Here is a 26,741-nt window from a genome sequence, read left to right as displayed (position 1 = left end):
GGAACCTCCTTTGCCGGTCTTGCATTTTTTCTCGCCAACGGGTATCATAATCCTTGGAGTCACTCCAATGTCAATGACTAAACTATGAATTTTTTGCGAGGCGCTTATGAGTCAAAAGAAACAGCTTTCCATTTTGGAGTTCTCCCGGCTGACGGGAATCTCACGCGACAATCTGCGGTTTTACGACCGCATTGGCTTACTCAAGCCGGAACTGCGGGGGAAAAACGGGTACCGCTACTACACACGCCGCCAGCTTGGTTCCGCCTACCTGATCGGCAGCCTGCGGCTGTTGGGGGTGGGGCTGGAGGATATTCGGCGCTACTCCGCGGGCCGCACGCCGGAGGAGATGCTGGCCTTGTTTGCCGAACAGGAGGCGCGCATCCAAGTGGAGATCGAAAAGCTGCAAGAGACCAGTGAAATCATGAAGCTGTACGCCGACATGGCGCAGGAGGCCCTTTGCCACAACGAAGATGAATTTTTGGTGGAGGAGCGCAAACGGGAACGAATTTTCCTTTGCCCGTCTTTCCCGGCCGCCCGGGATGAGGATGAGGCGGAAATCCTAGCCTATGAGTACGCCGGAAGTCACGGGATCAACCTGGGGTATCCCATGGGCGTGATGGTTTCCCGGGAGGATCTCCTCACCGGGGTGGAGGCCCCGGCCTGCCGATACTATTTCAAGTCGGCCAGGCATGGGAACGCCTGGAAACCGGCGGGACTTTATGCTGTGGCTTATGGCAAAAGCGAATACCAGAAGCCGCAGGACACCTACCTGCAGTTATTGGGTTTTATTCGGACACAGGACTTGAAGGTGGCCGGGAACGCTTACGGGGAGTATCTATTGGATGATCTGGCGGTCCATGAACCCGATCAATATTATGGCCGCATGGAAGTTTTGGTGGAGCGCAGATCGGACAAAGCGATATTAGGCAGGGCAATCATTTTCTGAACGATGGTCGCTGTTGGTAGCCATAATAGAACGGATGACCAGGCGCCTGAGTATTTTCAGGCGCCTGGTCATCCGTTTTGAGCAATCATTTTTACTGTCATCCCGGCGGCTTTCAATCACATAATTCCGGCGATTAAGGCAAGCATATCCGCTTTGGACATGGCAATCCATCAAAGTAGAGGCCGCGCCGCTGCCGGGTATCATTCGCCGGGCTCCCGGCCGACCGGAAAGACCGCGCGCGCATAGAAACGTCCGTCCGCACAGCCGCTTTCAAAGGAGCCGCCATGGCTTCGCAGAATCCCGGCGCAGGTTTTGAGCCCGATCCCGGTGCTGGCCGCGGCGTTACGCCGCGTCATCGCGTTGCCCACTGTCAGGGCGAGCGTACCATCCTCATGGAAGACTTCGATCGTCACCGGATGGTTCGGGTCCGCATATTTGCGCACATTTGAAAAGAGGTTGTCAACCACCCTTCGGAACAAATCCACATCAACCAGCAAGGTGCAGCGGATTTCCGGCGGTTCCCAGTGAACAGTAAATCCCTGTCCCTCCAGTTCAAATACACTTTCTCCCACCGTCTGCTGGACGAGTTCCATCGCGTCCACCGGTTGAAGATCCAGGTTTTCCGCCCCCTTGCCGTAGACGAGGAAATACTCGAACAGCTTGTCCGAGAGTTCCTTAATCTGAAAAGCCTTTTTTCGGCTGGCGTCCAAATAGCGCTTCCCTTCTCCCGGGCCAAAGCGGCCCATCTCCAAGATATCCAAATATCCAATCAGGGCGGTCAGCGGGGTGCGCAGATCGTGGGACATGGCGGTGACCAGCGCATGGTTGGCCATGCGGGCCTCCTCCTCGTCCCTCTGGCGCTCAACAACCGCGCGGCGCATATTGTTGACGCCGTGAGCCAGTTCACACAGCTCATCCCGGCCCTGTTCGGTGATCTCATAGGAGAGATCGCCGCCCTCCAAAATCTCAAGTTCCCGCCCCAAAAGGCTGACATAGGCGACTTTTCGGCGTATGAGAAGCATTAGCGAGAAGACGAACGCCAAAAAGCCGAGCAGAAAAGACGCAATATTGGCCAGGTTATAGTACGCGAACTCGTAATAGCAGAGGATCTGCGCCTGGACGGAACCGTCCGCGAAGCGGATGGTGTGATAGGTGTACCACGGGTAGTAGGAGTAGTCGAGATCCGCCTCACCGCCGTACGACAGCAGTCCATATTCCGCCGGGACGCTGGAGTCGTAAATCAGCCGCCCGTCGCGGATAAGCAGGAGGGTGACGTACCGCTCCTTCGCCGCCCATTCGTCCAGCGGCTCCCGCTCGCGGAAGGAAAGCCGCTGTTCGTCCACATACGCCTGAAGCCGCGCGGCGCAGGCGGTCTCCTGCCGGTCCTGAAACTCCTGTGAAAGTACCCGCCGGTCAATCGCGCTGCCCAGCGCCCAGCGCGCGCCCACCAGCACCGCCGCAGCCACCGCCAGCGAGAGGAGGCTGACCAGTACCAGTTCCAGGCTCAGCCGGCTCCTCCAAAAACGTTTATTCAATGCGATAACCCTTCCCCCAAACATTTTTCAGATAGCGCGGGTTTTGTGGGTCGTCCTCGATCTTCCTGCGCAGGTTGCGGATGTGGACCATGACCGTGTTGCTGCAGGTGTAGAAGTACGGCTCCCCCCAGACGCTCTCATAGAGGTTTTGCGCGGAAAAAATCTTCTTGCGGTTTTGGGCGAGCAACAGCAGGATGCGGTATTCGAGATCGGTAAGCAGAATTTCCTCCCCATTTTTGCGCACCTCGTTGCAGTCGGTGTGCAACGTCAGCCCCGGCAACTGGATCTGCCCGGCCTGCGCGGTGCCGGATTGCCCCCCGTAGACGCAGTAGCGGCGCAGCATCGCCTTTACCCGGACAGCCAACTCGGCGCAGGAGAATGGTTTCACCAGGTAGTCGTCCCCGCCCGCAGAAAAGCCGACCATCTTGTCAGAATCCTGGCCCTTTGCCGTCAGGAAGAGGATGGGGATGGCATACCGCCGCCGGATCTCCACGCAGGCCGAGATGCCCGTGCGCCCGGGCATCATGATGTCGAGGATCACGAGAGCGAACGTATCGTCAATCTTCGCAATGGCTTCATTCCCGTCCGCGGCCTCGATAACGGCGAAGCCTTCCCCTTCCAGCAGGATGCGCACCACCTCGCGGATCTCCGGGTCGTCGTCCGCGAACAAAATTTTTTGCCGGTCCATACGCGCGCTTCCTCCCGTTTCCATCATAAAACACCTGCTTGATAGTCTGATGATACCATGCCGTCGGCATATTTGCCACCCACGCGGCAAAAGATTCAGATTTCTTAAGAAAATCAACAGCCATTTCTTAAAAGAAAATCAGATAGAATGTTGGGGAAGGGGGCGAAATGATGACAAAAGAGATTGCCATTGAAGTGCGCGACCTGCAAAAGGAATATCATGTGGGGGACGAAGTGGTCGTCGCGCTGCACCGAATCAATCTGTGCATCCTGCGCGGAGAGATTTGCTGTATCTTTGGTACATCCGGCTCGGGAAAGAGCACCCTCTTGAACCAACTGGCGGGCATGGAAAAGCCATCCCGGGGCGGCGTAATTGTGAATGGGGTGCCGATTTCCCTGCTGGACGAAGAGCAGCTCGCCGCCTTCCGGCAGAAGAATATCGGCTTTATTTTTCAGTCCTACAATCTGCTGCCCTCCCTGACTGCGACCGAAAACGTCGCCCTGCCGCTGATGTTCCGCGGGGTGGACCGGCAGGTCCGCGAGAAGGCGGCGAACGAGCTGCTGAGCAGAGTGGGGCTGGCCGGACGCCTGAGTCACTACCCCGGGCAGATGTCCGGCGGACAGCAGCAGCGTGCCGGAATCGCCCGCGCGTTTGTGTCTAGACCTTCTATCATCTTTGCGGATGAACCCACCGGGAATCTTGACACCAAGACCACCGCTGAAATCATGCAGATGATGACCGCTTTTGCCCGGAGGTACCGCCAGACGATCATTCTTGTCACCCACGACCCCGAGATGGCGAAATACGCCGACCGGATCGTCACCCTGATTGACGGAAGGATCGTCAGCGACACGAAAGGAGACCGTATCGAATGAAATGGAATTTGGGAATCGCCCTCGCGCTGGCGTGGGCGCTGCTTTTGCCTGTGCCCGCCTTCGCGGTGGACACTCCGTCCAACAGCGACTACCTGTTCGTGGACGGCTACACCGTCCATGAAGCGTTTTGTCAAGTGCTTTTTAGAGTTATTGACGCAACATAGGCTCTTTTTTCCACGATAAAGCCCCCACGCGGTCATACATGGGGCGGTGGGATTATGGTTGAAGTGGCGAAGTGGCAAAGTGGCAAGGTATCTGGATTTTGCCACTTGGATTTTGCCAGTTCACTTTTTTAGGGCGTGATACCATGCTGCGCCGATACGCTTTGAGGTAATGCGCCCGTCAAGGTTTTTCTTTGCCGCCCGGACAGTACGGGCAGAAATCCCCGCGTCGGCTGCGGCTTTCTCTATGTCCTCGCTGGCAAGCTCTTTTCCGTCTGCCAGTAGGTCAAGTATCAACTTTTCAGCCTGTTCGGTTTTGGTGGCGTTGTTGCCGCCCGCGCCGGACAGCAGCTCGTCAGCGGTTATATCATATTCGCCTATCCACTCAAAGCCTGTTTCCGGGTCAAGACAAAAGGCAACGGGCTTTCCCTCCGGCGCAAGGGAAGATTTGTCGTGAATGATAACACGAACATTCGGCTCACGCTTCACACGCCCGATTAAAAGGACGCTCCTTGCTGCGGCTCTAAAGTCGATAGAACCTAAGCCCCTGTATGCGCTTTGTCCTCCGGCAGCTTTGTTGAGGTGTCCGATAAGGATAACAGCGCACCCTGTACGCTCCGCAACTTCGGCAAGGCGGCGAAAAATAGGGCGCACCTCGTTTGCCTTGTTCATATCGGCTTTGTCGCCCATATACGCCTGTATGGGGTCAAGGATAATCAGACGCGCCCCGTTCTGTATGATTGCTTTCTCTATGCGCTCGTCGGACAGGGTAAGCTCCCGTTTTGCTTCATCAATCACAAGCACCCGGTCAAGGTCTGCGGCGGCTTCTATCAAGCGGGGTTTGACGGTATCTCCCAAACCGTCCTCGGCGGTCTGATAAATCACTTGAAACGGCTGCATGGGCTTCATGCCCGGAAGCGTCCCGCCAGTAGTACAGGCAGCGGCAAGGCGCAGCGCAAAGGTGGTCTTTCCCTCGCCGGGGTTGCCCTGTACTATGGTTACTTTCCCAAAGGGGATATACGGCTCCCATAGCCATTCAACGGTCTGTGTGTCAACCTCGCTCATGCGGATAATTTCAACGGTTTCTTCCTGTGGCGGTTCTTTCAATCCATAGACAGCTTCCCGCAGATATTTCCCGTCTGTGATTTCGCCCCGGCGCGTCTGCACCTCGTTCCAGTCTTTGAAAAGGGGAATAAGGCGGTGGACGGTCAAGCCCTCCAGCATAAGCTCCACAAGGCGGCTGCAAGCGTCGTTTCCGGCTTGGTCGCTGTCAAGGCAGAGATATACGGTCTTGATGTTCGGGCGGTCAGAGAGAAAGCGCATAAGGGCTTTTTCGCCCACGCCACCCAGCGCAAGATAGCTTTGCTTCTGCCAGTCCTTTTTGAACAGACAGAGAAAAGATAACAGGTCAATAGGGGCTTCAAAGACAAACAATCTTTCGCCCTCGCCCCGATAGCAGAAGTTAAAGGCTTTGTCGCTGCCTTTCACATCAAGCCGGAAGTTCCCGGCTGTGCCGCGTTGGTGGGCGTATCGTGGTACTCCGTCCTCGTCCCGTCCTACGAATACGGCGTTATGGTGGGCGGCTTCCTCGTAAATATCCCCGGTGGAAAAGAAAAAGCCCGACACATCTTCATCAATGCGGCGGGCGGCTGTGAGGTAGTTCCTCGCTATGCGGTTATCGGTGCTACGGGGCGGCAGTCGGAAGTCAGAAAAGGACGCGGGACTTGGTCTGTCCGGCGGTTGGGCTGCGCCTTTTTCTCCTGTCAGCAGTTCTACGGCTTCGGTAAAGCTCTTTCCGAAAAACTCCATGACAAAATCAATGGGTGCGCCGCCTTTGCTTTGGCTGTGCCTGTACCATTTGTTTCCCCGGATAGTCAAGCTGTCGTGCCGTTTCCAACGGTATTCCTGTCCGGCGCGGGTAAGCTGCTCGCCCTGTCCTTGCAGAAAAGAAACAAGGTCGGCTTGGTTGGCGCGGTCTATTTGTTCTTGGGTGTAATACATAGTTGATACCTCTCTTTCTGTGGTTGAATTGTTCATAGTTTTGAAGTAAAATAAAGTCAACAAATTTTAATTTGACAAAGGAGTGTGATTGTATGAAAAGGCAACTGCAAGGTATAGCATTGATTTTAGTTAGTATCCTGCTGATGTTAGGATATGGCAATGTGGCTTTTTTTGATTTGAGTTTCAAATGGGCTTTAATCTTTTCAGTTATCGGCATTACTGGCGTTATAATGACATTTTTACCCGATAAGAAGTGAACACATTCCTTTGTCGGATGGGAATAGAGGACGGACAGGCAAATGCTTGCCCGTCCTTTTCTTTATCGCTCCTGTTCCTGCCGCTTGGTGCGGTTCTGTGTCTGCTCCGGCTGCTCGGCTTTCAGTGCAATATCAACGCACTTGCGTATCTTCTGAAGCTCGGCAACTTCGGCGCGGGTAGCTTTCAGTTTGGTGTAGTCGGTATCTCTCTGCTCTTTGAGGTCGGCGTATTCCTGTTTCCATTTGGAGATAGGCAGCGTCTTTGTATCTGTCAGATTTGCATGGAGATAGCGGCTTGCTGCGTTCCATAAGGTCAGCTCGGCGCGGTGGGCTTCCTCATACTTATCCCGTTTGTTCGTCCAGCCGTTTTTCAGCTTTTTCAGTTCGGCATGAATGGGCTTGTACTGCAAATAATTCTCTCCGTTCTCTATCAGCTTTTGCAGCTCTTTCATGCGCTGCTCGGCGGCTTTCATTCCCTCCCGGATAGAAAAGGCTTCATCACTGACAGAGGAAAGAGAAGCGTCCAACTCGTCAAGTGTAGAGATACCATGCTCCGCAAGATAATTGGCTGCCTGTGATATGGTTTTCAGTTCGTCGGCTGCGTGTTGGTGTTGCCAGCTCTGCGAATACTTCCGGCTCTTTTCCCTCTGAACGCTCAAATACTTCATCAGAAGATTTGCAAGGTTCGGGGACTTCGGCGGTTGTAGTTTTCTTGGGGTAGTTTCCCACGCCGCAAGCAGTCCGGCAATCCATTCTTTGAGGTTGCCGATCTGCGCCCGGATTTCCTTTATCAGTCTGTTTGATTTGCGGATAGCCCGGTTCAGTTCACCTTTCTCGGTGGCTATGCCTTTCTTCTCCATTTGACAGGCGGCTACGCCCATGTGGACAGTGGGTATCTCGTCAATTCCTCTCTCGGCGTTGCTGCGGTGGTCTATACGCTCTGTGCTTCCGGCGTGTTCAAGATAGCTGTTTGAAATATCAGCCCACGCCTTGCGCCACAAGAGGGCGTTGCCTTTGTCGTTCCAGCCTGTGAGGTCAACCTTGTGGGTCTTGTATCTGCCATTCGGCAAGCGTATGCGCTCCCCGTTTTCATCAAGGTCATATTCCTTTTTAGACTTCGCCGCCCACGCGCCGCGCTCGTCAAGTGGTCGCATGGTCAGCATGATATGACAATGGGGGTTGCCGCTGTCGGTGTCATGGATAGCAAAATCCACACACATTCCTTTGGAAACAAATTGAGAGGAACAGTATTCCCGGACAAGCCGTATCTGTTCCTCTCGTGATAATTCTATGGGGAGTGCTGCGTCAATCTCACGCGCAAGCTGGGCGTTCCCGGCTTTCTCGTAAAGCTCTACGCTGTTCCATAAGGTAGAACGGTCAGAGAAAGAGGGCGGGGCATGGGGCGGCAGCATGATTTCGGTATGGACAACGCCGCCTTTTCGGGTGTAGTCGTGGGTCATTCCGTCCCACTCGTTTGTCAGCTTTTCGCCGCTTCGGTAGGCGGCTGCGGCAACGGCTGATTTGCCTTTGCCCCGGCTGACTATGCTGATGTTACAATGGTAAATGGCTATGGGTATCACCTCCAGTATAGCGGATATAAAACTTGTGGAAAATGAATAGCTTGCGTAGCAAGGTGTTCGGTTTCCGCAAGTACACAAAAGGGTAGACAGCGCAAGCTGTCGCAGGGGAAGTGTAGCGTCCCCTGTCTGCGGCAAAGCCGCCAATCGTAGCGCGGGGTAAAATCCCTGTGCGGAGATAAAGCCCTCGGCAGAGCGCACACGCCCGTTAGGGTGTATAAGTGCGCCCTTAGTGTCTAAGGGATTTATTCAGCGTTCCCGTTCTCGGCTCGTTTTTTCAGATATTCCCGTACCGGCTCACTCGTCAGTGCAAACCTAAGAAGTGCGGCGGCTTCCTCGTCGCTCATGTTCTTTGCTTCCGGCACAATGCTTTCAAAGACTGCGCCCCGGACGATAAGACGGTGGCTGCGCGTTCTGCGTTCCTCTTTGGATAGCTTCTGACGCAACATCTTTTCCCGGTTCTCAAACTGCCGGATTTTCTTCTTTCCGTCCTCAATCTCGGCTTGCAGTTCCTCGCGGGTTTTCTCTTTTGGTTTTGTCATGGTTGGTCGCTCCTTTCTGCTCATAGACATAGAAAAAGGACAGTCGATTTTCTCGTCTGTCCTGTGGGTGGCTTATTTAGTTTTGCTGTGTACTGTTCGATAAAGTGAAATTATTTATCTAAAGTCTACAGGCACATGGCAATATGGCTCCTGTGTGAAATCCAGATTATCGTGTTGTTCATCAACTAATTCTCCATTCCATTCAAGTCCAGTCTGGAAGCCATTTGCAATAGCTTTTGCTTCCATTTTTGTCAAGAGTAACGCCGTATCTCGGTTCACATCTTCTTCACTGCACTTTGACGGACTACCATAATTATCATAATAATAGCTCGGCTCGCAAAGCCAGTACACCATTTTGGCGGTAACTATATCGCAAGCCGGATTCATTACAATCTGTTCAACTGTAAACATTCCATCGTCATAATTGTAATCTGCAATCATATAATGGAGTTCTTCGGCAGATGTGATATGCGCGAATAATTCGGCAATCTCCTTTTGGTAAGCCTCAAACCCTATTTCTCTCTGGCGACAGAAACCTTTGTAAAATTCTTCATCTTCACTTCCTTCCATTTCCTCGTCAAACTCATCTTGTTCCATATCGAAATAGTATTCATCTCCGGCACAAGACGCACGCTCCATAAGAGCATCAAGTTCTTCTTTTCTTTCTTCTGACAGCATAATAATGTCCTCCTTAAAATTAAATATCTCAATCCCAATTTTTCGCTCTGTTTCTTTAAGAAAAGTATATCACACAACTATGAACAAATCTACATTATTTCAGCCTGTCGGCGGTGTTGTTCTCTCTGGCAAACTGCCGCGCCGCTTCCCGGCGTTCCTCACTGTATGGGGCGGTCAGACGGAAAGAGAAACGCCCCTTTGCAATATCAAACTCCATGCAGCCTGTTTCGGGGTCTGTGTCGGTCTTGCAGCACTCGTCGGGGTACTGCTCGGCATAAGCAGCAAGCCGCCTTTTGAGGTCGGTGTTGTGGGTGCGGATATGGATAAAGGGGTCTTTCTCGTCAAACCAAATATCGGTGGTCTTTTCCTGTTTGGTAAGCCCTGTTCTCATGCAAACTCCTTTCTGCGCCCCTGTTACGCAATAGGGGCATTTTTCGGGTGTTTTCCTCGGCTCTTGACTTGTGGAAAACGGCGTTTTTGACGATAAAAACCGCCCGGACGGGGAATGTATCATCGGGGCGGCTGTTATCGCAAGATTTCTGTTTTTTCCGGCTCTTGACCGTCAGACGCAGAGAAGCGCAGACTGTCGGCAAGTATCGTTTTCAGCAGCTTGTCGGAGAATGTTTCTGTGCCGTTGGGATTGAAAAACAGCTCCGCAACAATGGTCTGCCCGTTCCTCTGTGTCGTGATAATTCCGTCCGGCTTGGTCGGCGGGGTGGGTGTTCCTTTCTTTTCTGTCAATAGGTTGCTCCTTTCTCCGGGCGTAAAAAAGGGACTTCCCGTAGTTCGGAAAATCCCTCTCTGATGTTGCTATTCTGTTTTATGGTGCGGACAGTGCGGCGGCAGCCTGCGCCTTTTTCTTCGCCCGATATTCCCGCGCTTTGATACGGTCATACTCCCGCCTCTTTTCAAGATTTCTCGCCCGGTATTCTCTTGAATAGTTGCGGTGGTAGGCGCGGCTCTTTTCCTTTCTTGCTTCTTCGATTTCCTCCCGCATTTGCCGGATTTCCTGCTCTGTCGGCTCTGCAAGCTGTGTCAGTTCATTTTCAAATCTGCCGATATGGTTAAAGTATATCCCGATATGCTGAATAGCCTGTTTCGCCCTTTTCTTGTCGCGCTCATGCACTTCAATCCGGCTGATAAACTCGTTGAGGATAGTCGGGGTAAGGTCGGTAAAGTCAGCGTAACGGTCTATCAGCTTTACAAACTTCTGCGCCCGTCCTCCCGCGTTCTCAAAAGCGGATAGCTGTTCCCTAAGCTGTTCAAGCTCGGCTTTCAGCGTGTAGTATTCTTCGGAATACTTCTGCGACATCTGCTCATAGCGGTCTTGCGGGATACTGCCCAGAGCGTTGTCCTCATAAAGTTTATTCAGTACCTTGTCAATCTGTTCAAGGCGCGTCGTGATTTGCGGGATACGCTTCTGCTGTTTCTTTGTCTTGTCAGTCTGCTGCATGGCAAGACTCTTTTTCACTAAGGCTTCAAACTCTACCCGGTTGCTGATAGAGTATTCCGCGATTTTTTTCAGCACATCTGTGACGGTCTGCATAAGCAGATCCGCGTCCATGATGTGCGGAGAGCTGCACTTGGGATTTTTGGCTTTTCCCTTGTGGTACTCGCTGCAATAGGCAACATGACGCTTGCCGCCGTTCCTGTAATCTATGCGAATGTGCATTTTTGCGCCGCAGTCTTTACAGAAAAGCAAGCCGGACAGAGGGTGGATTTCTCCGTCCCCGTTGGGGCGTTTGACAGGTGCGTTTTCCAAAATCCGCTGCACATTTTCAAAGTCGGTGCGGTCAATAATCGGCTCATGCACATTTTCTGTGATGTGCCACTGGCTTCTGTCTACATAGTGGTTTCGCTTATCCCGAAAATGCTTTGTAGTCTTGAAGTTGACTACATCGCCGCAATACTCCTGCCGCGTGAGGATATGGGTCAGCGTGGCTTTGTTCCACTTGTAACGGTTATCCTCGTTGAGCGTCTTATTTTTACAAGTTCCCCGCCCGCGGTCTTTCATGTAGAAAGTGGGGGTTGGGATTTGCTCCTGCGTCAGATATACGGCGATTTGGTTTCGGTTTTTCCCGTCCAAAAACAGACGGAAAATAAGGCGTACAACCTCGGCGGCTTCCTCGTCGATTATCCAAAAATCCTTGTTGTCCGGGGCTTTGATATAGCCGTAAGGGGCTTCGGTGGCAATCGGCTTTCCACTCATGCCTTTGGTCTTAATGCCCGTTTTCACTTTCTTGCTGATGTCCTTTGCGTACCACTCCGACATGATATTGATAAAGGGGGCAAACTCTAATGTGTCGGGGTTTTCGCTGTCTATGCCGTTGTTGACTGCGATAAAGCGCACATTGTTCCGTCTGAAAATCTCCATAGCGTTGCCGACTTGGAGATAGTCGCGCCCCCAGCGGGTAAGGTCTTTCATAATGCAGACACCGATTTTGCCGCTTTCCACATCTTCAATCATGCGGGAGTAGGCGGAACGGTCAAAGAACCTGCCGCTTTCGTCGTCGTCAATGTAGTGGCGGATATTGGTTAGGTGCTGTCCTTTGGCGTAGTTCTCTAAAAAGATTTTTTGGTTCTGTATGCTGTTGCTCTCGCCGCCGTCCCTGTCCTCGTCGCCTACGGATAGGCGGGAGTAAAGGGCTGTGATTTTATTGTAATTGCTCATGTGCATATCCTCCTGCGTCTATAAAGTCGTTGTTTACAGTTAAGATTATGCACTCCAGAGGGACGGAAAGGACACCGAACGTGTGCGCAAGGACGACAAGGTGACCGTGGTGGCCACCATCAGACAGACGCAGCTCATAACCTCGGCGGCCGGAAAAGTCAGCGCCACCGTCAAATCAGACAGTTTCCGCATCGGAAAAGACAGCAAAGTCTCGGTTGCGGTGGACTCTGGAGACACCGATTTGCTGACCCTCAAACTCACTGTTTCCAACATCATCTACAAGGGCACCGGGGACTCGCTGCGCTTTCAGCTTACCTACGGAGGGGGCGCTCCTCCCGACCATGGCGAAATACATCTCTTTGAGTGTATAGAATACGAAAAACCCAAAAAGGAGGATCCCGACGAGGACGACAAGCCGAAAAAGGTCACGCATTACGGCCCGCCGGTCCTACTGATCAGCCGAGGGGCGTTTGAAAGCCCGCTTAAAGCAGGTGAGAAGTTCCAAGTGAAAATTCTGCTGCGAAATGCCAGTACCCGGCTTACGGCTTCAAACCTCGTCGTAAGTTTTGAGCCGTCGGAGGGGATCACCTTGCTTGAGAGCACGGCTTCCCAATATTTGCGTACGCTGCGCACGCGAAAGACCGAGGAGCTCATCGTTTTGCTGCGGGCTGAAAAGGATATCCAGAGCCCGTCTCAGAGTTTGGGCGTTTCGGTCAAGTATGACTATGTGGAAAATGATGAGCGTGCTTCCTCAACCGTCTCGGAGAAACTGTTTCTGCCATTTGACGAGTCGATCGGGAAGGGCGGCTCACCAACCCCAAATCTGATCGTGAGCCGCTACAATTACGGTGACCAGGTGGCCGTCGGGGATACGTTCGATCTGACGCTCGCGTTTCGCAATACCAGCCCTGAAACCGGGGTGGAAAACATCGTGCTCTCGCTCGACACCACCGACGGCCTCTCCATTGCGGACGGGTCGAACACCTTCTATTTCCCCGCGCTCGCGCCGGGCGGCAGCATTTCGCAAAAGGTGCGTTTCCAGGCGGTCCCGCAGGAAAAGCAGGACTCCCCTAAAATTGAGATCTCCTTCAAGTATGAATACATGGACGGCGCAAAGCGCAGCCAGGCCACCGCCAGCGAACGAATCGCCATCCCGGTCGTCCAGCCGGACCGCTTTCAGGTTTCCGCGCCGAATCCGTCCGGCCCTGTGCTGCAAAACGAGGAGACGACCATAACCCTGCCCTATGTAAACAAAGGCAAGGGCCAGGTCTACAATGTGGAGGCCGCGCTGGAGGGCGATCTGGAGGCATTGGAGGCACATCAGAATCTCGGAAATTTTGAACCGGGCAGAAGCGGAACCATCGACTTTGTGGTAACTCCGCACACAGCCGGAGCCATTTCGTGCAAGGTAATTGTCTCCTATGAGGACGCAAACACCAAACTCAAAAAACTCGAATTCCCACTTACCTTACAGGTGGAGGAGGCGTTTCCCGATCCCGATCTTTCCGCAACGGATGTGGGGCCTGTAAACGAGACCCCAACCATCCATTGGGCTGTTTGGGCGGTGGGGGCAGGGGCCTTGACGCTGTTGGCAGTTTTGCTCTGGCTGCGCCGCCGGCGCCGCAAGAAGCAGCCGGTCGCAACGGTGACTGACTTCAGCTGGGAACCGGAGGGGCAGGCGCTTCCCGCGGCGGACGAGGAGGATCCCCATGAAGCGCAGTGATCTCATCCGTATGTGCCTGCAAAACCTATTTCGCCATCGGGCGCGCACCCTGCTGACCGTCCTTGGGGTGGTGGTGGGCTGCTGCTCGATCATCATTATGGTCTCCATCGGCGTGGGAATGCGGGAATCGCAGGAGAAGGTGCTCTCGGAGATGGGGGATCTTACCATCATCACCGTCACCTCCGCCGGCAACGACAAGCGCGCGGCCAAGCTGGATGATCAGGCGGTGCGGGAAATGAAACGCATCGCCCGGGTAGAGGTTGCCACGCCGAAGCTCACCGCAGACAATGTGCAGTTCCAATTTTACGCCGGCCAGAATCGCCGTTACGTCTGCACCTGGTCGGATGTGGTGGGACTGGAGCCAGAGGCGGTGGAGAAGCTGGGGTACCGGCTGACTGAGGGGGAATTTCCGGGCAAAAAGGCCTTTACAGTGTTGGTGGGGCAGGATTTCGAGTACTCCTTTTCGGACTCCAAGCGACCGGAAGGACGCAATATGGTCGATCAATACGCCAATGTGATCGTAGCGGACGGTGCGGGTGAGGCAGTGGCCGCCGAATCCAAGAAGCCGGACTCCTATTTTACAGTGTCGAAAACCCCGGTGGAACTGGAAATGGGCGACGAGAAAAAGGTCAGCAAGAAGTTGGTATTTGCCGGCCGGATGAAAGCGGACAATGGCAAGGGCTTCGAAACCTCCCAAGGAATTGTGATGCGAATCCAGGATCTCGCACAGCTGCTTGACCAGGCGAGCCGGGCGGCCGGTAAAAAGGCGAAATCTACAAAATCCTATCCGACCGTTTTGGTCAAGGTTCGCTCCATTCAGGATGTGGAGGAGGTCGAGAACACAATCAAGGGGATGGGCTTTCGCACCAGTTCGATGGAAAACATCCGCAAGCCGATGGAAAAAGAAGCGCGTCAGAAGCAGATGATGCTTGGCGGCCTCGGTGCGATTTCGTTGCTGGTGGCGGCTCTGGGGATCACCAACACCATGATTATGTCGATCACCGAGCGTACCCGCGAGATTGGCGTGATGAAGTCGCTGGGGTGCTTTGTGCGGGATGTGCGAACCGTCTTTCTGCTGGAGGCGGGCTGCATTGGCCTGCTTGGGGGGCTTGTCGGCATTGTGGCGAGCGGTCTCAATTCGGTGGTGATGAATCTGTTCTCCAACCGGGCGGCCGTGACTTCGTTTTCTGCAGCGCTGGCCGTTCTGGGGGAAAAGGGGAGTCGCATATCGGTGATCCCGGTCTGGCTTGTTCTTTTTGCGCTCGCCTTTTCAGTATTGATCGGTCTGGGGTCGGGCTACTATCCCGCCAACAAAGCGGTGCAGGTTTCGGCGCTGGAGGCGATCAAGCACGATTGATCCTCGCCGCTTCCCAGCTTACAGCGAGGCGCAAAAACGCCTTATGCCACGAGGGGGCCTCGTGGAGTCCAGTGCCGGGGCGTGCCTCGCCGAAGGCTAGCCATAGGATTTCCAAGTTCACTTGGAAATCCTATGGCAGAGGCTGAGCAGACTGGTGAAACCAGAGCGGCGGCCTTAAAAATCACAGTCTTTTTTTTATGGAGATAATCGCTTTTACATAAGCAGAATTAGAATTTAACATTGTTGACTCTTTTTCTATTTGCTATTAAAATGAACTTTGATAATAGTTTGAAAGTTAAAGCCCGCTTTAAATATAAATTTGAATCAAGTTTAAAGCAGGATATTTTAACAGGACAGGAGGTGGCGATCCCAAATGAAAGTTTTCATTTACAGCCGCAAGTCGGTCTGGACCGGCAAGGGCAAATCCATCGAAAACCAAGTGGAGATGTGCCGCCAATATATTGCCAACCGGATCGACGGTGGCAAGGACGCCGAGATCGTCATCTACGAGGACGAGGGTTTTTCCGGTAAAAACCTTGACCGGCCGCAGTTTCAGAAGATGCTGGCCGACTCCAAGCGTCAAAAGCCGGACTATATCGTCTGCTATCGTTTGGACCGGATCAGCCGCAGCGTGGGGGACTTCGCACCGCTGGTGGAGGACTTCATCGCACGGGATATCGGCTTCATCTGCATCAAGGAGCAGTTCGACACGTCAACCCCGATGGGTAAGGCGATGATGTATATCGCCAGCGTGTTTGCACAACTGGAACGGGAAACGATTGCCGAACGGGTACGGGATAATATGCTCATGCTAGCCCGCACCGGACGCTGGCTGGGCGGTGGCCCGCCGACAGGTTTCACCTCTGAAAAGGTGGAGGAGGTTGTGGTTGACGGAAAGGTTAAGACTTCCTGTAAACTCAAATGGAACACCGAGGAAATTGAAATTGCAAAGATGATCTATGAAAAGTTCTTAGAAGTTCATTCGGTTTCCGGTGTCAGCAAATTTTTAATGCGTTCCGGCATCAAGTCCCGCAGCGGTAACTACTTTTCCTTACCGGGTATCCGGGATATTCTGTCTAACCCGGTCTACTGTATTGCCGACAAGCAGGCGCGTGACTATTTCCTTGCACATGACTCGGATGTCTGCTTCTCGGAAGAAGCCTGTTCCGATAAGTACGGCTTGCTCTCCTATAACAAGCGGGATTACAGTAAAAAGGGGTCTCCACGGCTGGAAAAATCGGAATGGATTATCGCGGTGGGGAAGCACAAAGGGATTATTTGCGGCCGGGATTGGGTAAGCGTTCAGAACATATTGGAGGCCAACAAGCCGGAAAGCCGGGAACGCAATATGCACAACGATTATTCTCTCCTATCCGGTACGCTGATCTGCAAGAAGTGCGGAGCACGGATGTTTGCAAAGCCCCGCTCCAACGGCAAGGGGCTGTTTGATTACATCTGCGACAACAAGTTGCGCGGCGGTATCACCGTCTGCGATTGCCAGAATCTCGGTGGACAGCAGGCCGACGATTTAATCTGCCGTTACTTGCTGGATTATGCAAAAGAGGATTCCGGTATTTGTATGCTTTTGGAGCAACTTCGACAGAAGATCAAAGCGGAGGATCAGAGCGGAAAGATCGAAGCGGTAAAGCGGCAAATCCAAAAGGTCGAAGCGGAGCTTGACCGTTTGGCGGCCTCCATGTCTCAACCGGAATTGGCGCCGGCGCTGGTGAAGCGGGTCAGCGACCGGGCAAGCGAGTTGGACCGGCAGCGGGAAGTTTACCGGGCCGAACAAGAGCGTTTGCAGTCGAATGAGCAGGCACATTCCGATTCGGAATTGCAGCTTGATTTGATGGTTCATATTTTGGCACATTTTCAGGAGAGTTTTGATAACCTGTCCATCCATGAAAAACGGGAATTGGTTCGCCTGCTCGTCCAGCGGGTGGAATGGGATGGAGAAAACTTCGATATTTTTCTATACGGCGAATAAGGCCCTTTCAGCCGATTGTTCGTCGTCAGGGCAGATTGCCCAGTACGGAAACCGGGACTTGCTGTTTCTTCGGCGGCGCATTCCCGACCCTTATCGCAATCATCACGATGTTTTTCGTCGGGGGCGCAATGGGCGCGTTTTCCTCCGTCGTCTCGACCCTGATCCTCACCGCGGTCATCGTGCTCGGCGTGCTGATGACCTTTGCGGTGTCGGCGCTCCTCTCCCGCACGATCCTCAAGGGGGTGCCGTCCTCCTTTACCCTCGAGCTGCCGCCCTACCGCCGTCCGCAGATCGGCAAGGTGATCGTCCGCTCGATCTTCGACCGGACCCTCTTCGTGCTCGGGCGCGCGATTGCCGTCGCGGCGCCGGCGGGGCTCGTCATCTGGGTGATGGCCAACGTCACCGTCGGGGATATGAGCCTGCTGGCCCACTGCGCGGGCTTCCTCGATCCCTTCGCGCGGCTGCTCGGGCTGGACGGTGTGATCCTCATGGCGTTCATCCTCGGGTTCCCGGCCAACGAGATCGTCGTGCCGATCATCATCATGGCCTATCTCGCGACGGGGAGCATCCTCGATTTCGACAATCTCGCACAGCTCAAGACGCTGCTCGTCGACAACGGCTGGACCTGGCTGACGGCGGTGTGCACAATGCTCTTTTCGCTGATGCACTGGCCCTGCTCGACGACCTGCCTGACCATCCGCAAGGAGACGCAGAGCTGGAAGTGGACGGCGGTCTCCTTCCTCGTGCCGACGGTGATCGGCATGATCGTCTGCTTCCTCGTCGCGGGCGCGGCCCGGCTGCTCGGGCTGGCATGACAAAAAAGCGTCCCGCATTCAAGCGGGACGCTTTTTCACAGGTCCTTGACGAAGCCGCGCAGGACCTCGCAGGAGGCATGAAATTTTTCTTCCTCGGCGCCGGTGAGGGGGAGGCGGACGATTTCCTGGACCCCGCCGCGTCCGATGACCGCGGGCACCCCGCAGAAGACGCCGTATTCCCCATACTCCCCCTCGAGCAGGGTGGAGACGGGGATGATGCGGTTTTCGTCGTGCAGGATGCACTTGATGATGCCCGCGGCGGTGGTGGCGATGCCGTAGTAGGTCGTACCCTTGCGCTTGAGGATTTCCCAGCCCGCTTGGACGGTGTCGTGGACGAGCCGGTCGAGGTCGACCCCCTCGAAGCGGCCGGGATTGTCCCGCAGGACCTCGGCAAAGGTCTTGCCGCCCACGGTGACGCGCGACCAGGGGACCATCTGGCTGTCGCCGTGCTCGCCGAGCGCGAAGGCGTGGACGCTGCGCGGGTCGACGCCGACCAGCCCGCCGAGGAGCGCCTTGAGGCGGGCGGAGTCGAGCGCGGTGCCGGTGCCGATCACCTGGCTTTTGGGGAGGCCGGAGAGCTTCCAGACGTCCTGCGCGATGAGGTCCACCGGGTTGGAGACGATGAGGAAGATGCCGGAAAATCCGGCGTCCATGACCGGCCCGACGATCGAGCGGACGATCTCCTTCGAGAGGCCGAGGGTGTCGAGCCGGGTCTGGCCCTCGCGGGGCGGCGGCCCGGCGGTGATGACGACGATGTCCGCGTCGCCGCAGCCGGCGTACCCGCCGGCCGTCACCCGGATGTTACGGCCAAGGTAGTCGATGCCGTCCCGCAGGTCCATCATCTCCCCGTGGGCGCGTTCGGCGTCGCGGTCGACGAGCAGGATTTCGTCGCAGAGCCCCTGCGTCAAAAGGCTGAACGCGGTGGAGGAGCCGACGAGCCCCGCCCCGATGATGGCGACCTTGCTGATATGCTGTTTCATGGGATCACCTCGAGAGAATCATTTCTCCCTAGTATGCCCCAATCAGTCGAGCAGATGCTTCGAGCGCCAGTTCCCGCTGCGCCAGCGCAGGAAGGAGACGAGCCCGCGGAAGCACTCGTCGCAGGTCATGGCGATCCAGATGCCGGGCAGCCCGAGCCCGAGGACGACGCCGAGCAGGTATCCGCCGCCGACCGCGACCGTCCAGACGGTCGTGACGTTGAGGCAGATGGGGAAGCGGATGTCGCCCGCCGTCTGAAGGGCGCGGAATAGGACGATGTTGGCCGCGCGGCCGAGCTCGAGCAGGATTTCGATGCCCATGATCGTGCGGCACATGGAGAGCACCTGCGGGTCGCTCGTAAAGAGCCCGAACAGCGGCTCGCAGAGCAGGAAGAGCAGCAGCGAGATCACAAAGGAGACGAGCATCGCGGCGCGCAGCGTCGCGTTGACGCGGCGGTCGGTCTCCTCGACTTTTCGCGCGCCCATCAGGTAGCCGACGATGATCTGGGTGGCCTGCGCGATCGCGGACCCGTAGATGTAGGAGAGCATCGCAAACATGTTGGAGTAGGCGCGCGCCGTGATGACAAAGATGGGCAGGGAGTTGCACATCGTCTGAATGACGATCTGAGTCAGGTTGTAGGAGATCGATTCGCCGCCCGAGGGGATGCCGATCTTGAGCAGGCGCTTCAGGTGATCGAAGGGGAAGGGCCGCAGGTTCCGGAAGTCGACGGGGGTGCGGATCGTGCGCTTAAAGAGCCAGATGACGATGACGACGCCGACCAGGCGGGACAGGTCGCTCGAGATGGCGGCGCCCGCGACGCCGAGCATGGGGATCGGCCCCATGCCGCCGATGAGCACAAAGTTGCCGGCGATGTTCAAAAGGTTGATGACGATCGAGATGAACATTGTCTGCTTGGTGAGGCCGTGCGCGCGGAAGAAGGCGACGAAGGTCAGGTGGATGGCTTGCAGGGGCATGCCGATGCCGATGATGCGCAGATAACCGCTCGCCTCGGGCATCAGCTCGGGCGGGACCCCCATCAGCCCGTAGATCTGCGTGGAAAAAAAGGTGAGGGCGACGAAGATGACAAGCGAGAGCGTGACGTTGACCACGAGCGAAACGGTGTAGGTCTGGGCGACCCGTTCGGTGCTGCCCGCGCCGATGTACTGGGTGATCAGGATGGTCGCCGCCATGCAGATGACCGAAAAGGAGATGAGCAGCAGATTGGTGATGACGTTGGCGTTGCCGATCGCCGCGACGGCGGTGGGGGAGGTGCGGGCCACCATCATCTGGTCGACGTTGCTGACGAGCATCTGGAGGACCAGTTCGACGAAGATCGGCCAGGTAAGCTGGAAGAGGTACCCGCGCGAATTGACATTTTGATCCATAAGCGTCCCCTGTTTACATCATAATAACGGAGTCATTATAGTACCTGCACGAAAAAAGTCAATGGATTTTCAGCACATCGCACAAATAAAGCGGACAGCACAAAAATGCTGTCCGCTGTAAGCCCGTGGTTCGTTATTTTGACATGAGGTCGCAGATGGCGTTGGAGAAGGCGACGGGGTCGTCGATCGACATCCCTTCGATGAGCAGTGCCTGCGAATAGAGCAGGAAGGCGTACTGTTTCAGCCGGTCGCGGCCGCCCTCATCCCCATAGAGCTTTCGCATTGCCGCGAAGACGGGGTGGGAGGCGTTGACTTCCAGCACCCGCTCCGCCTTGGGCTTCTGCTCGCCGGGCATCGCGCTGAGCACCTTCTCCATCTCGAGCGAAACCATGCCGTCGCTCGAGAGGCAGACGGGGTGGGACTTAAGCCGGCTGGAGAGGCGCACCTCCTTGACCTTACCGTCAAGGGCGTCCCGCAGAAAGCCGAGCAGGTCCTTGTTCTCCTCGTTCTGCTTTTTGATCTCTTCCTTTTCCTCCTCGGTCTCCAAACCGAGGTCCTTGTCGGCGACCGACTTGAATTCCTTGTCCTCGTACTTGAAAAGCATCCGGAGCGCAAACTCGTCGACGTCGTCGGTGAGGTAGAGGATTTCATAGCCCTGATCGCGGAGCAGCTCGGTCTGGGGCAGCAGGCCGATCTTTTCCACCGTCTCGCCGCAGGCGTAGTAGATGTATTTCTGCGACTCCTTCATGCGGCCGACGTACTCCGACAGGGTGACGAGCTTTTCTTCGCTCGACGAGTGGAAGAGCAGCAAATCCTGCAAGAGGTCCTTCTTGGCGCCGTAATCGTTGTAGACGCCGAACTTGAGCTGGAGGCCGAAGTTCTTCCAAAATTTCTCGTATTTTTCCCGGTCGTTTTTGAGCATCGAGAGCAGCTCGGAGTGGATCTTCTTTTCGAGCCGCCCGGCGATCACCTTGAGCTGGCGGTCGTGCTGGAGCATCTCGCGGGAGATGTTGAGGGAGAGGTCCTGCGAGTCGACAAGGCCCTTCACAAAGCTGAAGCAGTCGGGCAGCAGGTCGGCGCACCTGTCCATGATGAGAACGCCCGAGGCGTAGAGCTGGAGCCCTTTCTCGTAGTCGCGGGAGTAGTAGTTGAAGGGGGCGCGGGCGGGGATGAAGAGCAGGGCGTTGTAGGTCGCTGCGCCCTCGGTGGAGCTGTGGATGACGAGCGCCGGGTCCTCGAAGTCGAAGTATTTCTCCTTATAGAAATTGTTGTAGTCCTCATCCTTCAGCTCCGACTTGTTCTTCTTCCAGATGGGCACCATGCTGTTGAGGGTCTCGTGCTCGGTGTAGTCCTCGTATTCGGGCTTGTCCTCGGGGCAGCCCTCCTTGAGACGGCGGGCGGGCATGTCCATGCGGATGGGGTAGCGGATGTAATCGGAGTACCGTTTCACGAGCGCGGAGACGCGGTGCGGGTCGAGGAACTCGTCGTAGTTCTCCTCCCCCTCGTTCTCCTTGAGGGTCAGCACGATCTTTGTGCCGTGGCCGTCCATTTCGCAGGGCTCGATCGTGTAGCCCTCGACGCCGCGGCTCTCCCACTTCCACGCCTCGTCCGAGCCATAGGGACGGCTGTAGACGGTGACGCGGGAGGCGACCATGAACGCCGAATAGAACCCGACGCCGAACTGGCCGATGATATCGATGTCCTCCCGGTGCTCGCCGTCCTCCTCCTGCTTGAAGGCGAGGGAGCCCGACTTGGCAATCGTGCCGAGGTTGCTTTCGAGCTCGTCCTTCGTCATGCCGCAGCCGTTGTCCGTGATCGTAAGGGTGCGGGCGTCCTTGTCGAGGGCCAACTCGATCGAGAAGTCGTCCCTCGAAAGCCCGGTGAGATTCTCCGAAAGGGAGTGGTAGTAGAGCTTGTCGATCGCGTCGGAGGCGTTGGAGATCAGTTCGCGTAAAAAGATCTCCCGGTGGGTGTAGATCGAGTTGATCATCAATTCGAGCAGCCGTTTGCTCTCGGCCTTGAACTGCTTGGTGCGCATGAAACCAGACCTTTCTATCAGAATATCATTAAAAACGAAAAGTTAGCACTCAATTAGTTTGAGTGCTAACTATACTATAATATAAGTCGCAGGAAAAATCAAGTCTAAATTGTGAACATTTTCGGCAGTAAAACGCGCTCTTTCCGACACTCATCTTACAGAAGGACAAAAAGGGGGGACCGGCATGGGCCGGATCAATCATCTGCTGAAGTTCGTCTGCATCGCGGCGGCGCTGACACTGCTAGCCGCTTCCCCGGCGCTGACCGCCCGACCGCCCGAGCCGCCGGCCGAGACGGTCGAGATGCGCCTGCTGCCCGACGACCGCCCGATCCGCGTGATGGGCGACGGCCGGGTTCTCGAGCTGCGCGCTCCCGCCGCCGAGCAGCTGCCCTCCCACGGCTTTGACGCGGAGCTGATGCCCGTCTACGACACGGCGGAGCCGGTCGCCATCGCGCAGATGCCGGTGCGGGACACGCCGGAAACGCCGGTTCCCCGCGCCTGCCCGTTTGACGGGGGAGCCGTGTGAAACGCCGGCAGGCATTGGCCGCGGCAGCGCTGACCGTCCGCTGTCTGGGGGTCTGGCTGACCGAATAAGAATAAAAAAAGAACCGCCGGACGGCGGTTCTTTTTTTGTGCGTTAAGACTGGGTATAGGCCTGGCCCGTGTGCTCCTTGTAGTGGTGCGCTTCCTCGAGCATCATGTCCTTGACCTTCATCAGGCGGATCTGGGTGCTGCGTTCGTTCTCGTCGAGCTTCATCGTGATGTACTTGATGTTCTCCCGCAGTTCGGGGATCACGACGTGTTCGAGCGCGTTGACGCGGCGGCGGGTCTTCTCGATCTCGGCCGCCATCAGCTGGCAGGACTTCTCCACCTCGGCCAGCCGCAGCAGGTCGGGCAGGATGTCCGAGAGGGACTTGATCGCGCCGTCGAGGTCGGAGGAGGTGAAGGCGAAGCCGTAGGAATAGATGTTGTTTTCGTCGCCCGAGCGGGTCTTGTACTCGAAGACGGGAATCTCGACGCTCATGACGTTGCGCTCCGACGCCTCGAGGTAAACCTCCTGCATCGGGGCCATCATCGCCACGTTGAGCACCTCGTCGTCCATGCCCGCGCGCGCCAGCACGAAATTCTTGTTGGCGGCGGCGATGCCCGCCTCCACGGTTTCGCGCAGGGTCTTGTTTTCCCGCACCAGCTCGAGGAACTGACGCATCAGCTCGTCGCGCTTATCCTTGAGGAGCTTGTGGCCGCGCGTGGCGGTGACCAGCTTTTTCTTGAGCCTGGTCAGCTCCATGCGGGTTGGGTTCACCTGTGTTTTTGCCACGGTGCATCACCCCTCCTGCTGGCCGTAATACTGATCGAGGAACTTGTCGTCGATACGTTTCAGCTCGCTGCGCGGCAGAATGCGCAGCAGCTTCCAGCCGATGTCGAGGGTCTCCTCGATGTCGCGGTTGGCGTCGTAGCCCTGCGAGACGTACTCCTGCTCGAACGCCTCCGCGAACTTGGCGTAGAGCTTGTCGATGTCGGTCAGCGCGGCCTCGCCGAGGATGACCATCAGCTCCTTCGCGTCCTTGCCGCGGGAATAGGCGGCGAACAGCTGGTTCATCGTGTTCGCGTGGTCGGCGCGGGTCTTGCCGGCGCCGATGCCCTTGTCCTTCAGACGGGAGAGGGAGGGCAGCACGTCGATCGGCGGGGTGACGCCCTTGCGGTAGAGCTCGCGCGACAGGATGATCTGACCCTCGGTGATGTAGCCGGTGAGATCGGGGATCGGGTGGGTCTTGTCGTCCTCGGGCATCGTCAGGATGGGGATCATCGTGATCGAGCCGGTCTTGCCCTTCTGGCGTCCGGCGCGCTCGTAGAGGGAGGCGAGGTCGGTGTACATGTAGCCGGGATAGCCGCGGCGTCCGGGGACCTCCTTGCGGGCGGCCGAAACCTCGCGCAGCGCGTCGGCGTAGTTGGTGATGTCGGTGAGGATGACCAGCACGTGCATGTTCTTCTCAAACGCGAGGTACTCAGCCGCGGTCAGCGCCATGCGCGGGGTCGCGATGCGCTCGACGGCGGGGTCGTTCGCGAGGTTGATGAAGAGCACGGCGCGGTCGAGCGCGCCCGTCTCGCGGAAGGACTCGATGAAGAAGTTGGACTCCTCGAAGGTGATGCCCATCGCGGCGAAGACGACCGCGAACTGCTCGTCGGTGCCGCGCACCTTCGCCTGGCGCGCGATCTGCGCGGCCAGCTGGGCATGGGGCAGGCCGGACGCCGAGAAGATGGGCAGCTTCTGGCCGCGGACGAGGGTGTTCAGCCCGTCGATCGCGGAGATGCCCGTCTGGATGAACTCCTGCGGGTAGCTGCGGGCCGCCGGGTTCATCGGCAGGCCGTTGATGTCCATGCGCTTCTCGGGCAGAATATCCGGGCCGCCGTCGATCGGGCGGCCGAGGCCGTCGAAGACGCGGGAGAGCATATCCTCCGAGACGCCCAGCTCCATGCTGCGCCCGAGGAAGCGGACGCGGGAGTTGGAGAGGTTGATGCCGGTCGAGGACTCGAAGAGCTGGACCAGCGCGTCGCTGCCGTTGATCTCCAGCACCTTGCAGCGGCGCTTTTCGCCGCTAGCAAGCTCGATCTCACCCAGCTCGTTGAAGGTGACGCCCTCCACGCCGCGGACCAGCATCAGGGGGCCTGCGACCTCCTGTATGGTACGATATTCCTTCGGCATTAGAACTCCTCCTTCTGTTTGGCTGCGAGCTCGGCGATCTCGCTGGCGAGCTCCCGCTGGATCGACTCGTACTCCGGTCCGATCTGGTCGGGCAGGATGTACTTGAAGCGGCCGATCTGCTCGCGCACCGGCAGGTTGACGAGGGAATCGACCGGAATGCCCTTGGAGAGGCCCCCGACCGCCGCGTCGTAATAGTCGAGCACGAGCTTCATCATTGTGAACTGCTTGGGCAGCGGGGTGTAGGTGTCGACGTCGTGGAAGGAGTTCTGGTGCAGGAAGTCCTCACGGATCGACCGCGCGGCCTCCAGCTTGATGCGGTCGGGCGCGGACAGCGCATCCATGCCGACGAGCTGGACGATCTCCTGCAGCTCCGATTCCTCCTGCAACAGCAGCATCATCCGCTGGCGCAGGGAGGACCACTCGGCCGCGACGTTCTCATTGAACCATTTCTCGGTGGTATCAGTGTAAAGGGAATAGCTTGTCAGCCAGTTGATGGCGGGGAAGTGGCGCTGGTAGGCCAGCTGTGCGTCGAGGCTCCAAAAGACCTTGACGATGCGCAACGTCGCCTGCGAGACCGGCTCGGAGATGTCGCCGCCCGGAGGGGAAACGGCGCCGATCGCCGAAAGGGAGCCCTCGCGGCCCTCGGAACCGAGCGTGATGACGCGGCCGGCGCGCTCATAGAACTGCGCGAGGCGGCTGCCGAGGTAGGCGGGGTAGCCCTCCTCGCCGGGCATCTCCTCGAGTCGGCCGGACATCTCGCGCAGGGCTTCCGCCCAGCGGGAGGTCGAGTCGGCCATCAGCGCGACCGAGTAGCCCATGTCGCGGAAATATTCGGCGATCGTGATGCCGGTGTAGATCGACGCCTCGCGCGCCGCGACGGGCATATCCGACGTGTTCGCGATCAGCACGGTGCGCTCCATCAGGCTGCGGCCCGTTTTCGGGTCCTTCAGCTCGGGGAACTCGTTGAGCACGTCGGTCATCTCGTTGCCGCGCTCGCCGCAGCCGATGTAGACGACGATGTCCGCCTCGGCCCATTTCGCCAGCTGGTGCTGGATGACCGTCTTGCCCGAGCCGAACGGACCGGGGACGGCGGCCACACCGCCCTTGGCGATGGGGAAGAGGGCGTCGATGACGCGCTGACCGGTGACCAGCGGCATGTCGGGGGAGAGTTTTTCCTTGTAGGGGCGGCCGCGGCGGACCGGCCAGCGCTGCATCAGCGTCAGGGGCTGCTCGGTCCCGTTGGCCGTCTCGATGACGGCGACCGTCTCGGTGATGTTGTAGTCGCCCTCTTCGATCGATTTGATCGTGCCGACGACCCCCACGGGGACCATGATCTTGTGCAGGACGATCTCCGTCTCCTGCACGGTGCCGATCACGTCGCCCGCGACGATCGCGTCGCCCTGGCGGACGACGGGGGTGAAGTGCCATTTCTTCTCCCGGTCGAGGGAGGGGACTTCGACGCCGCGCGCGAGCGAGTTGCCGATCTTCGCGCGGATCTCCTCCAGCGGGCGCTGGATGCCGTCGTAGATATTCGAGATGAGGCCGGGGCCGAGCTCGACGCTCATCGGCACGCCGGTCGATTCCACCGGCTCGCCGGGGCCGAGGCCGGAGGTCTCCTCATAGACCTGGATCGACGCCTCGTCGCCGTGAATCTCGATGATCTCGCCGATGAGGCGCTGCCCGGAAACGCGCACCACGTCGAACATGTTGGCGTCGCGCATCCCCTCGGCGATGACCAGCGGGCCGGCCACCTTTTTGATCGTACCTTTGCTCATAGCTTGCTTTCACCTGCTCTATTCCGGTTTCGGAGGCCCCGCAGCGGC

At 56.8% G+C, this 26,741-nt stretch carries 23 protein-coding genes and 1 pseudogene; 9 read left to right on the top strand and 15 right to left on the bottom strand.

Annotated elements, in window-relative coordinates; all coding sequences use genetic code 11:
- Positions 1–106 precede the first annotated feature (106 nt).
- Entirely contained in the window at positions 107–946 is an 840-nt protein-coding gene (locus NE609_RS05640; protein WP_256151976.1) for a MerR family transcriptional regulator, read from the top strand.
- A 200-nt stretch (positions 947–1,146) separates the two neighbouring features.
- On the opposite strand, the gene NE609_RS05635 is transcribed toward NE609_RS05640, so the two are convergent.
- Together NE609_RS05635 and NE609_RS05630 are read right to left on the bottom strand one after the other, a co-directional pair.
- Positions 1,147–2,481 carry a HAMP domain-containing sensor histidine kinase gene (locus tag NE609_RS05635; protein WP_256151975.1) on the bottom strand — a complete coding sequence of 445 codons (1,335 nt, stop codon included), beginning with the start codon at positions 2,479–2,481 and terminating at the stop codon, positions 1,147–1,149.
- Positions 2,474–3,169: a response regulator transcription factor gene (locus NE609_RS05630; protein ID WP_256151974.1), complete on the bottom strand. Its 696-nt coding sequence runs from the start codon at positions 3,167–3,169 to the stop codon at positions 2,474–2,476. Before NE609_RS05630 ends, NE609_RS05635 begins: the two co-directional genes overlap by 8 nt.
- 170 nt (positions 3,170–3,339) lie before the next feature.
- On the opposite strand from NE609_RS05630, the gene NE609_RS05625 reads away from it, so the two are divergent.
- Positions 3,340–4,044: an ABC transporter ATP-binding protein gene (locus tag NE609_RS05625; protein ID WP_370867141.1), complete on the top strand. Its 705-nt coding sequence runs from the start codon at positions 3,340–3,342 to the stop codon at positions 4,042–4,044.
- Complete coding sequence (locus NE609_RS05620) at positions 4,041–4,208, top strand: hypothetical protein (RefSeq protein ID WP_256151972.1); 168 nt, start codon at positions 4,041–4,043, stop codon at positions 4,206–4,208. Before NE609_RS05625 ends, NE609_RS05620 begins: the two co-directional genes overlap by 4 nt.
- Before the next feature lie 120 nt (positions 4,209–4,328).
- Here NE609_RS05620 and NE609_RS05615 read toward each other — a convergent pair whose 3' ends face one another.
- Complete coding sequence (locus NE609_RS05615; RefSeq protein WP_256151971.1) at positions 4,329–6,206, bottom strand: AAA family ATPase; 1,878 nt, start codon at positions 6,204–6,206, stop codon at positions 4,329–4,331.
- A gap of 92 nt (positions 6,207–6,298) precedes the next feature.
- On the opposite strand from NE609_RS05615, the gene NE609_RS05610 reads away from it, so the two are divergent.
- Positions 6,299–6,463, top strand: a complete 165-nt coding sequence (locus tag NE609_RS05610; protein WP_158538937.1) for a hypothetical protein — start codon at positions 6,299–6,301, stop codon at positions 6,461–6,463.
- A gap of 62 nt (positions 6,464–6,525) precedes the next feature.
- On the opposite strand, the gene mobQ is transcribed toward NE609_RS05610, so the two are convergent.
- From mobQ to NE609_RS05580, 6 genes are all read right to left on the bottom strand, one after another.
- Entirely contained in the window at positions 6,526–8,043 is a 1,518-nt protein-coding gene (gene mobQ / locus NE609_RS05605) for a MobQ family relaxase (protein ID WP_196057958.1), read from the bottom strand.
- Between the two features lie 242 nt (positions 8,044–8,285).
- Entirely contained in the window at positions 8,286–8,582 is a 297-nt protein-coding gene (locus NE609_RS05600) for a DUF3847 domain-containing protein (RefSeq protein WP_238135263.1), read from the bottom strand.
- 114 nt (positions 8,583–8,696) lie between these two features.
- Positions 8,697–9,260, bottom strand: coding sequence for a DUF4274 domain-containing protein (locus NE609_RS05595; RefSeq protein ID WP_196057960.1), 564 nt, complete (start codon positions 9,258–9,260; stop codon positions 8,697–8,699).
- A 94-nt stretch (positions 9,261–9,354) separates the two neighbouring features.
- Positions 9,355–9,651, bottom strand: coding sequence for a hypothetical protein (locus NE609_RS05590; protein ID WP_238135264.1), 297 nt, complete (start codon positions 9,649–9,651; stop codon positions 9,355–9,357).
- A 134-nt stretch (positions 9,652–9,785) separates the two neighbouring features.
- Positions 9,786–10,001: a transposon-encoded TnpW family protein gene (locus tag NE609_RS05585; protein WP_107632102.1), complete on the bottom strand. Its 216-nt coding sequence runs from the start codon at positions 9,999–10,001 to the stop codon at positions 9,786–9,788.
- Positions 10,002–10,080: 79 nt separating this feature from the next.
- Positions 10,081–11,931: a recombinase family protein gene (locus NE609_RS05580; RefSeq protein ID WP_238135265.1), complete on the bottom strand. Its 1,851-nt coding sequence runs from the start codon at positions 11,929–11,931 to the stop codon at positions 10,081–10,083.
- An 82-nt stretch (positions 11,932–12,013) separates the two neighbouring features.
- On the opposite strand from NE609_RS05580, the gene NE609_RS05575 reads away from it, so the two are divergent.
- The 4 genes and pseudogenes from NE609_RS05575 to NE609_RS05560 all read left to right on the top strand — a co-directional run.
- Positions 12,014–13,654, top strand: a complete 1,641-nt coding sequence (locus tag NE609_RS05575) for a COG1361 S-layer family protein (RefSeq protein ID WP_256151970.1) — start codon at positions 12,014–12,016, stop codon at positions 13,652–13,654.
- Positions 13,641–15,011 (top strand): ABC transporter permease, encoded by a 1,371-nt coding sequence (locus tag NE609_RS05570; protein ID WP_256151969.1) that lies wholly within the window; start codon positions 13,641–13,643, stop codon positions 15,009–15,011. The genes NE609_RS05575 and NE609_RS05570 overlap by 14 nt, the downstream gene beginning before the upstream one ends.
- Positions 15,012–15,384: 373 nt before the next feature.
- Complete coding sequence (locus tag NE609_RS05565; RefSeq protein ID WP_256151968.1) at positions 15,385–16,998, top strand: recombinase family protein; 1,614 nt, start codon at positions 15,385–15,387, stop codon at positions 16,996–16,998.
- Between the two features lie 74 nt (positions 16,999–17,072).
- A pseudogene (locus NE609_RS05560) lies at positions 17,073–17,813 on the top strand (nucleoside recognition domain-containing protein); the annotation flags it as partial.
- Between the two features lie 35 nt (positions 17,814–17,848).
- On the opposite strand, the gene NE609_RS05555 reads toward NE609_RS05560, so the two are convergent.
- The 3 genes from NE609_RS05555 to htpG all read right to left on the bottom strand — a co-directional run bounded on the left by NE609_RS05555 (position 17,849) and on the right by htpG (position 22,214).
- Complete coding sequence (locus tag NE609_RS05555; protein ID WP_256151966.1) at positions 17,849–18,793, bottom strand: L-lactate dehydrogenase; 945 nt, start codon at positions 18,791–18,793, stop codon at positions 17,849–17,851.
- Between the two features lie 42 nt (positions 18,794–18,835).
- Positions 18,836–20,176, bottom strand: coding sequence for an MATE family efflux transporter (locus NE609_RS05550; RefSeq protein WP_256151965.1), 1,341 nt, complete (start codon positions 20,174–20,176; stop codon positions 18,836–18,838).
- A 133-nt stretch (positions 20,177–20,309) separates the two neighbouring features.
- Positions 20,310–22,214 (bottom strand): molecular chaperone HtpG, encoded by a 1,905-nt coding sequence (gene htpG / locus NE609_RS05545; protein WP_256151964.1) that lies wholly within the window; start codon positions 22,212–22,214, stop codon positions 20,310–20,312.
- A gap of 184 nt (positions 22,215–22,398) precedes the next feature.
- Between htpG and NE609_RS05540 the strand changes: the two genes are divergently transcribed.
- Positions 22,399–22,740, top strand: coding sequence for a hypothetical protein (locus NE609_RS05540; protein WP_256151963.1), 342 nt, complete (start codon positions 22,399–22,401; stop codon positions 22,738–22,740).
- Positions 22,741–22,851: 111 nt separating this feature from the next.
- Here the strand turns inward: NE609_RS05540 and NE609_RS05535 are convergent, their stop codons facing one another.
- From NE609_RS05535 to NE609_RS05525, 3 genes are read right to left on the bottom strand one after another with little or no spacing between them, the layout of a single operon-like run.
- Complete coding sequence (locus NE609_RS05535; RefSeq protein WP_121585539.1) at positions 22,852–23,532, bottom strand: V-type ATP synthase subunit D; 681 nt, start codon at positions 23,530–23,532, stop codon at positions 22,852–22,854.
- 6 nt (positions 23,533–23,538) lie between these two features.
- Complete coding sequence (locus NE609_RS05530; RefSeq protein ID WP_256151962.1) at positions 23,539–24,918, bottom strand: V-type ATP synthase subunit B; 1,380 nt, start codon at positions 24,916–24,918, stop codon at positions 23,539–23,541.
- Positions 24,918–26,693, bottom strand: a complete 1,776-nt coding sequence (locus NE609_RS05525) for a V-type ATP synthase subunit A (RefSeq protein ID WP_121585541.1) — start codon at positions 26,691–26,693, stop codon at positions 24,918–24,920. The genes NE609_RS05530 and NE609_RS05525 overlap by 1 nt, the downstream gene beginning before the upstream one ends.
- Positions 26,694–26,741 lie beyond the last annotated feature (48 nt).

Origin of the sequence: Anaerotruncus sp. DFI.9.16, from assembly GCF_024461615.1 — a bacterium.
In the GTDB taxonomy this organism is placed as follows: Bacteria; Bacillota; Clostridia; order Oscillospirales; family Ruminococcaceae; genus Anaerotruncus; species Anaerotruncus massiliensis.
The sequence above is the reverse complement of the archived record's forward strand: the minus strand, read 5'-3'. Positions and strand labels throughout refer to the sequence as shown.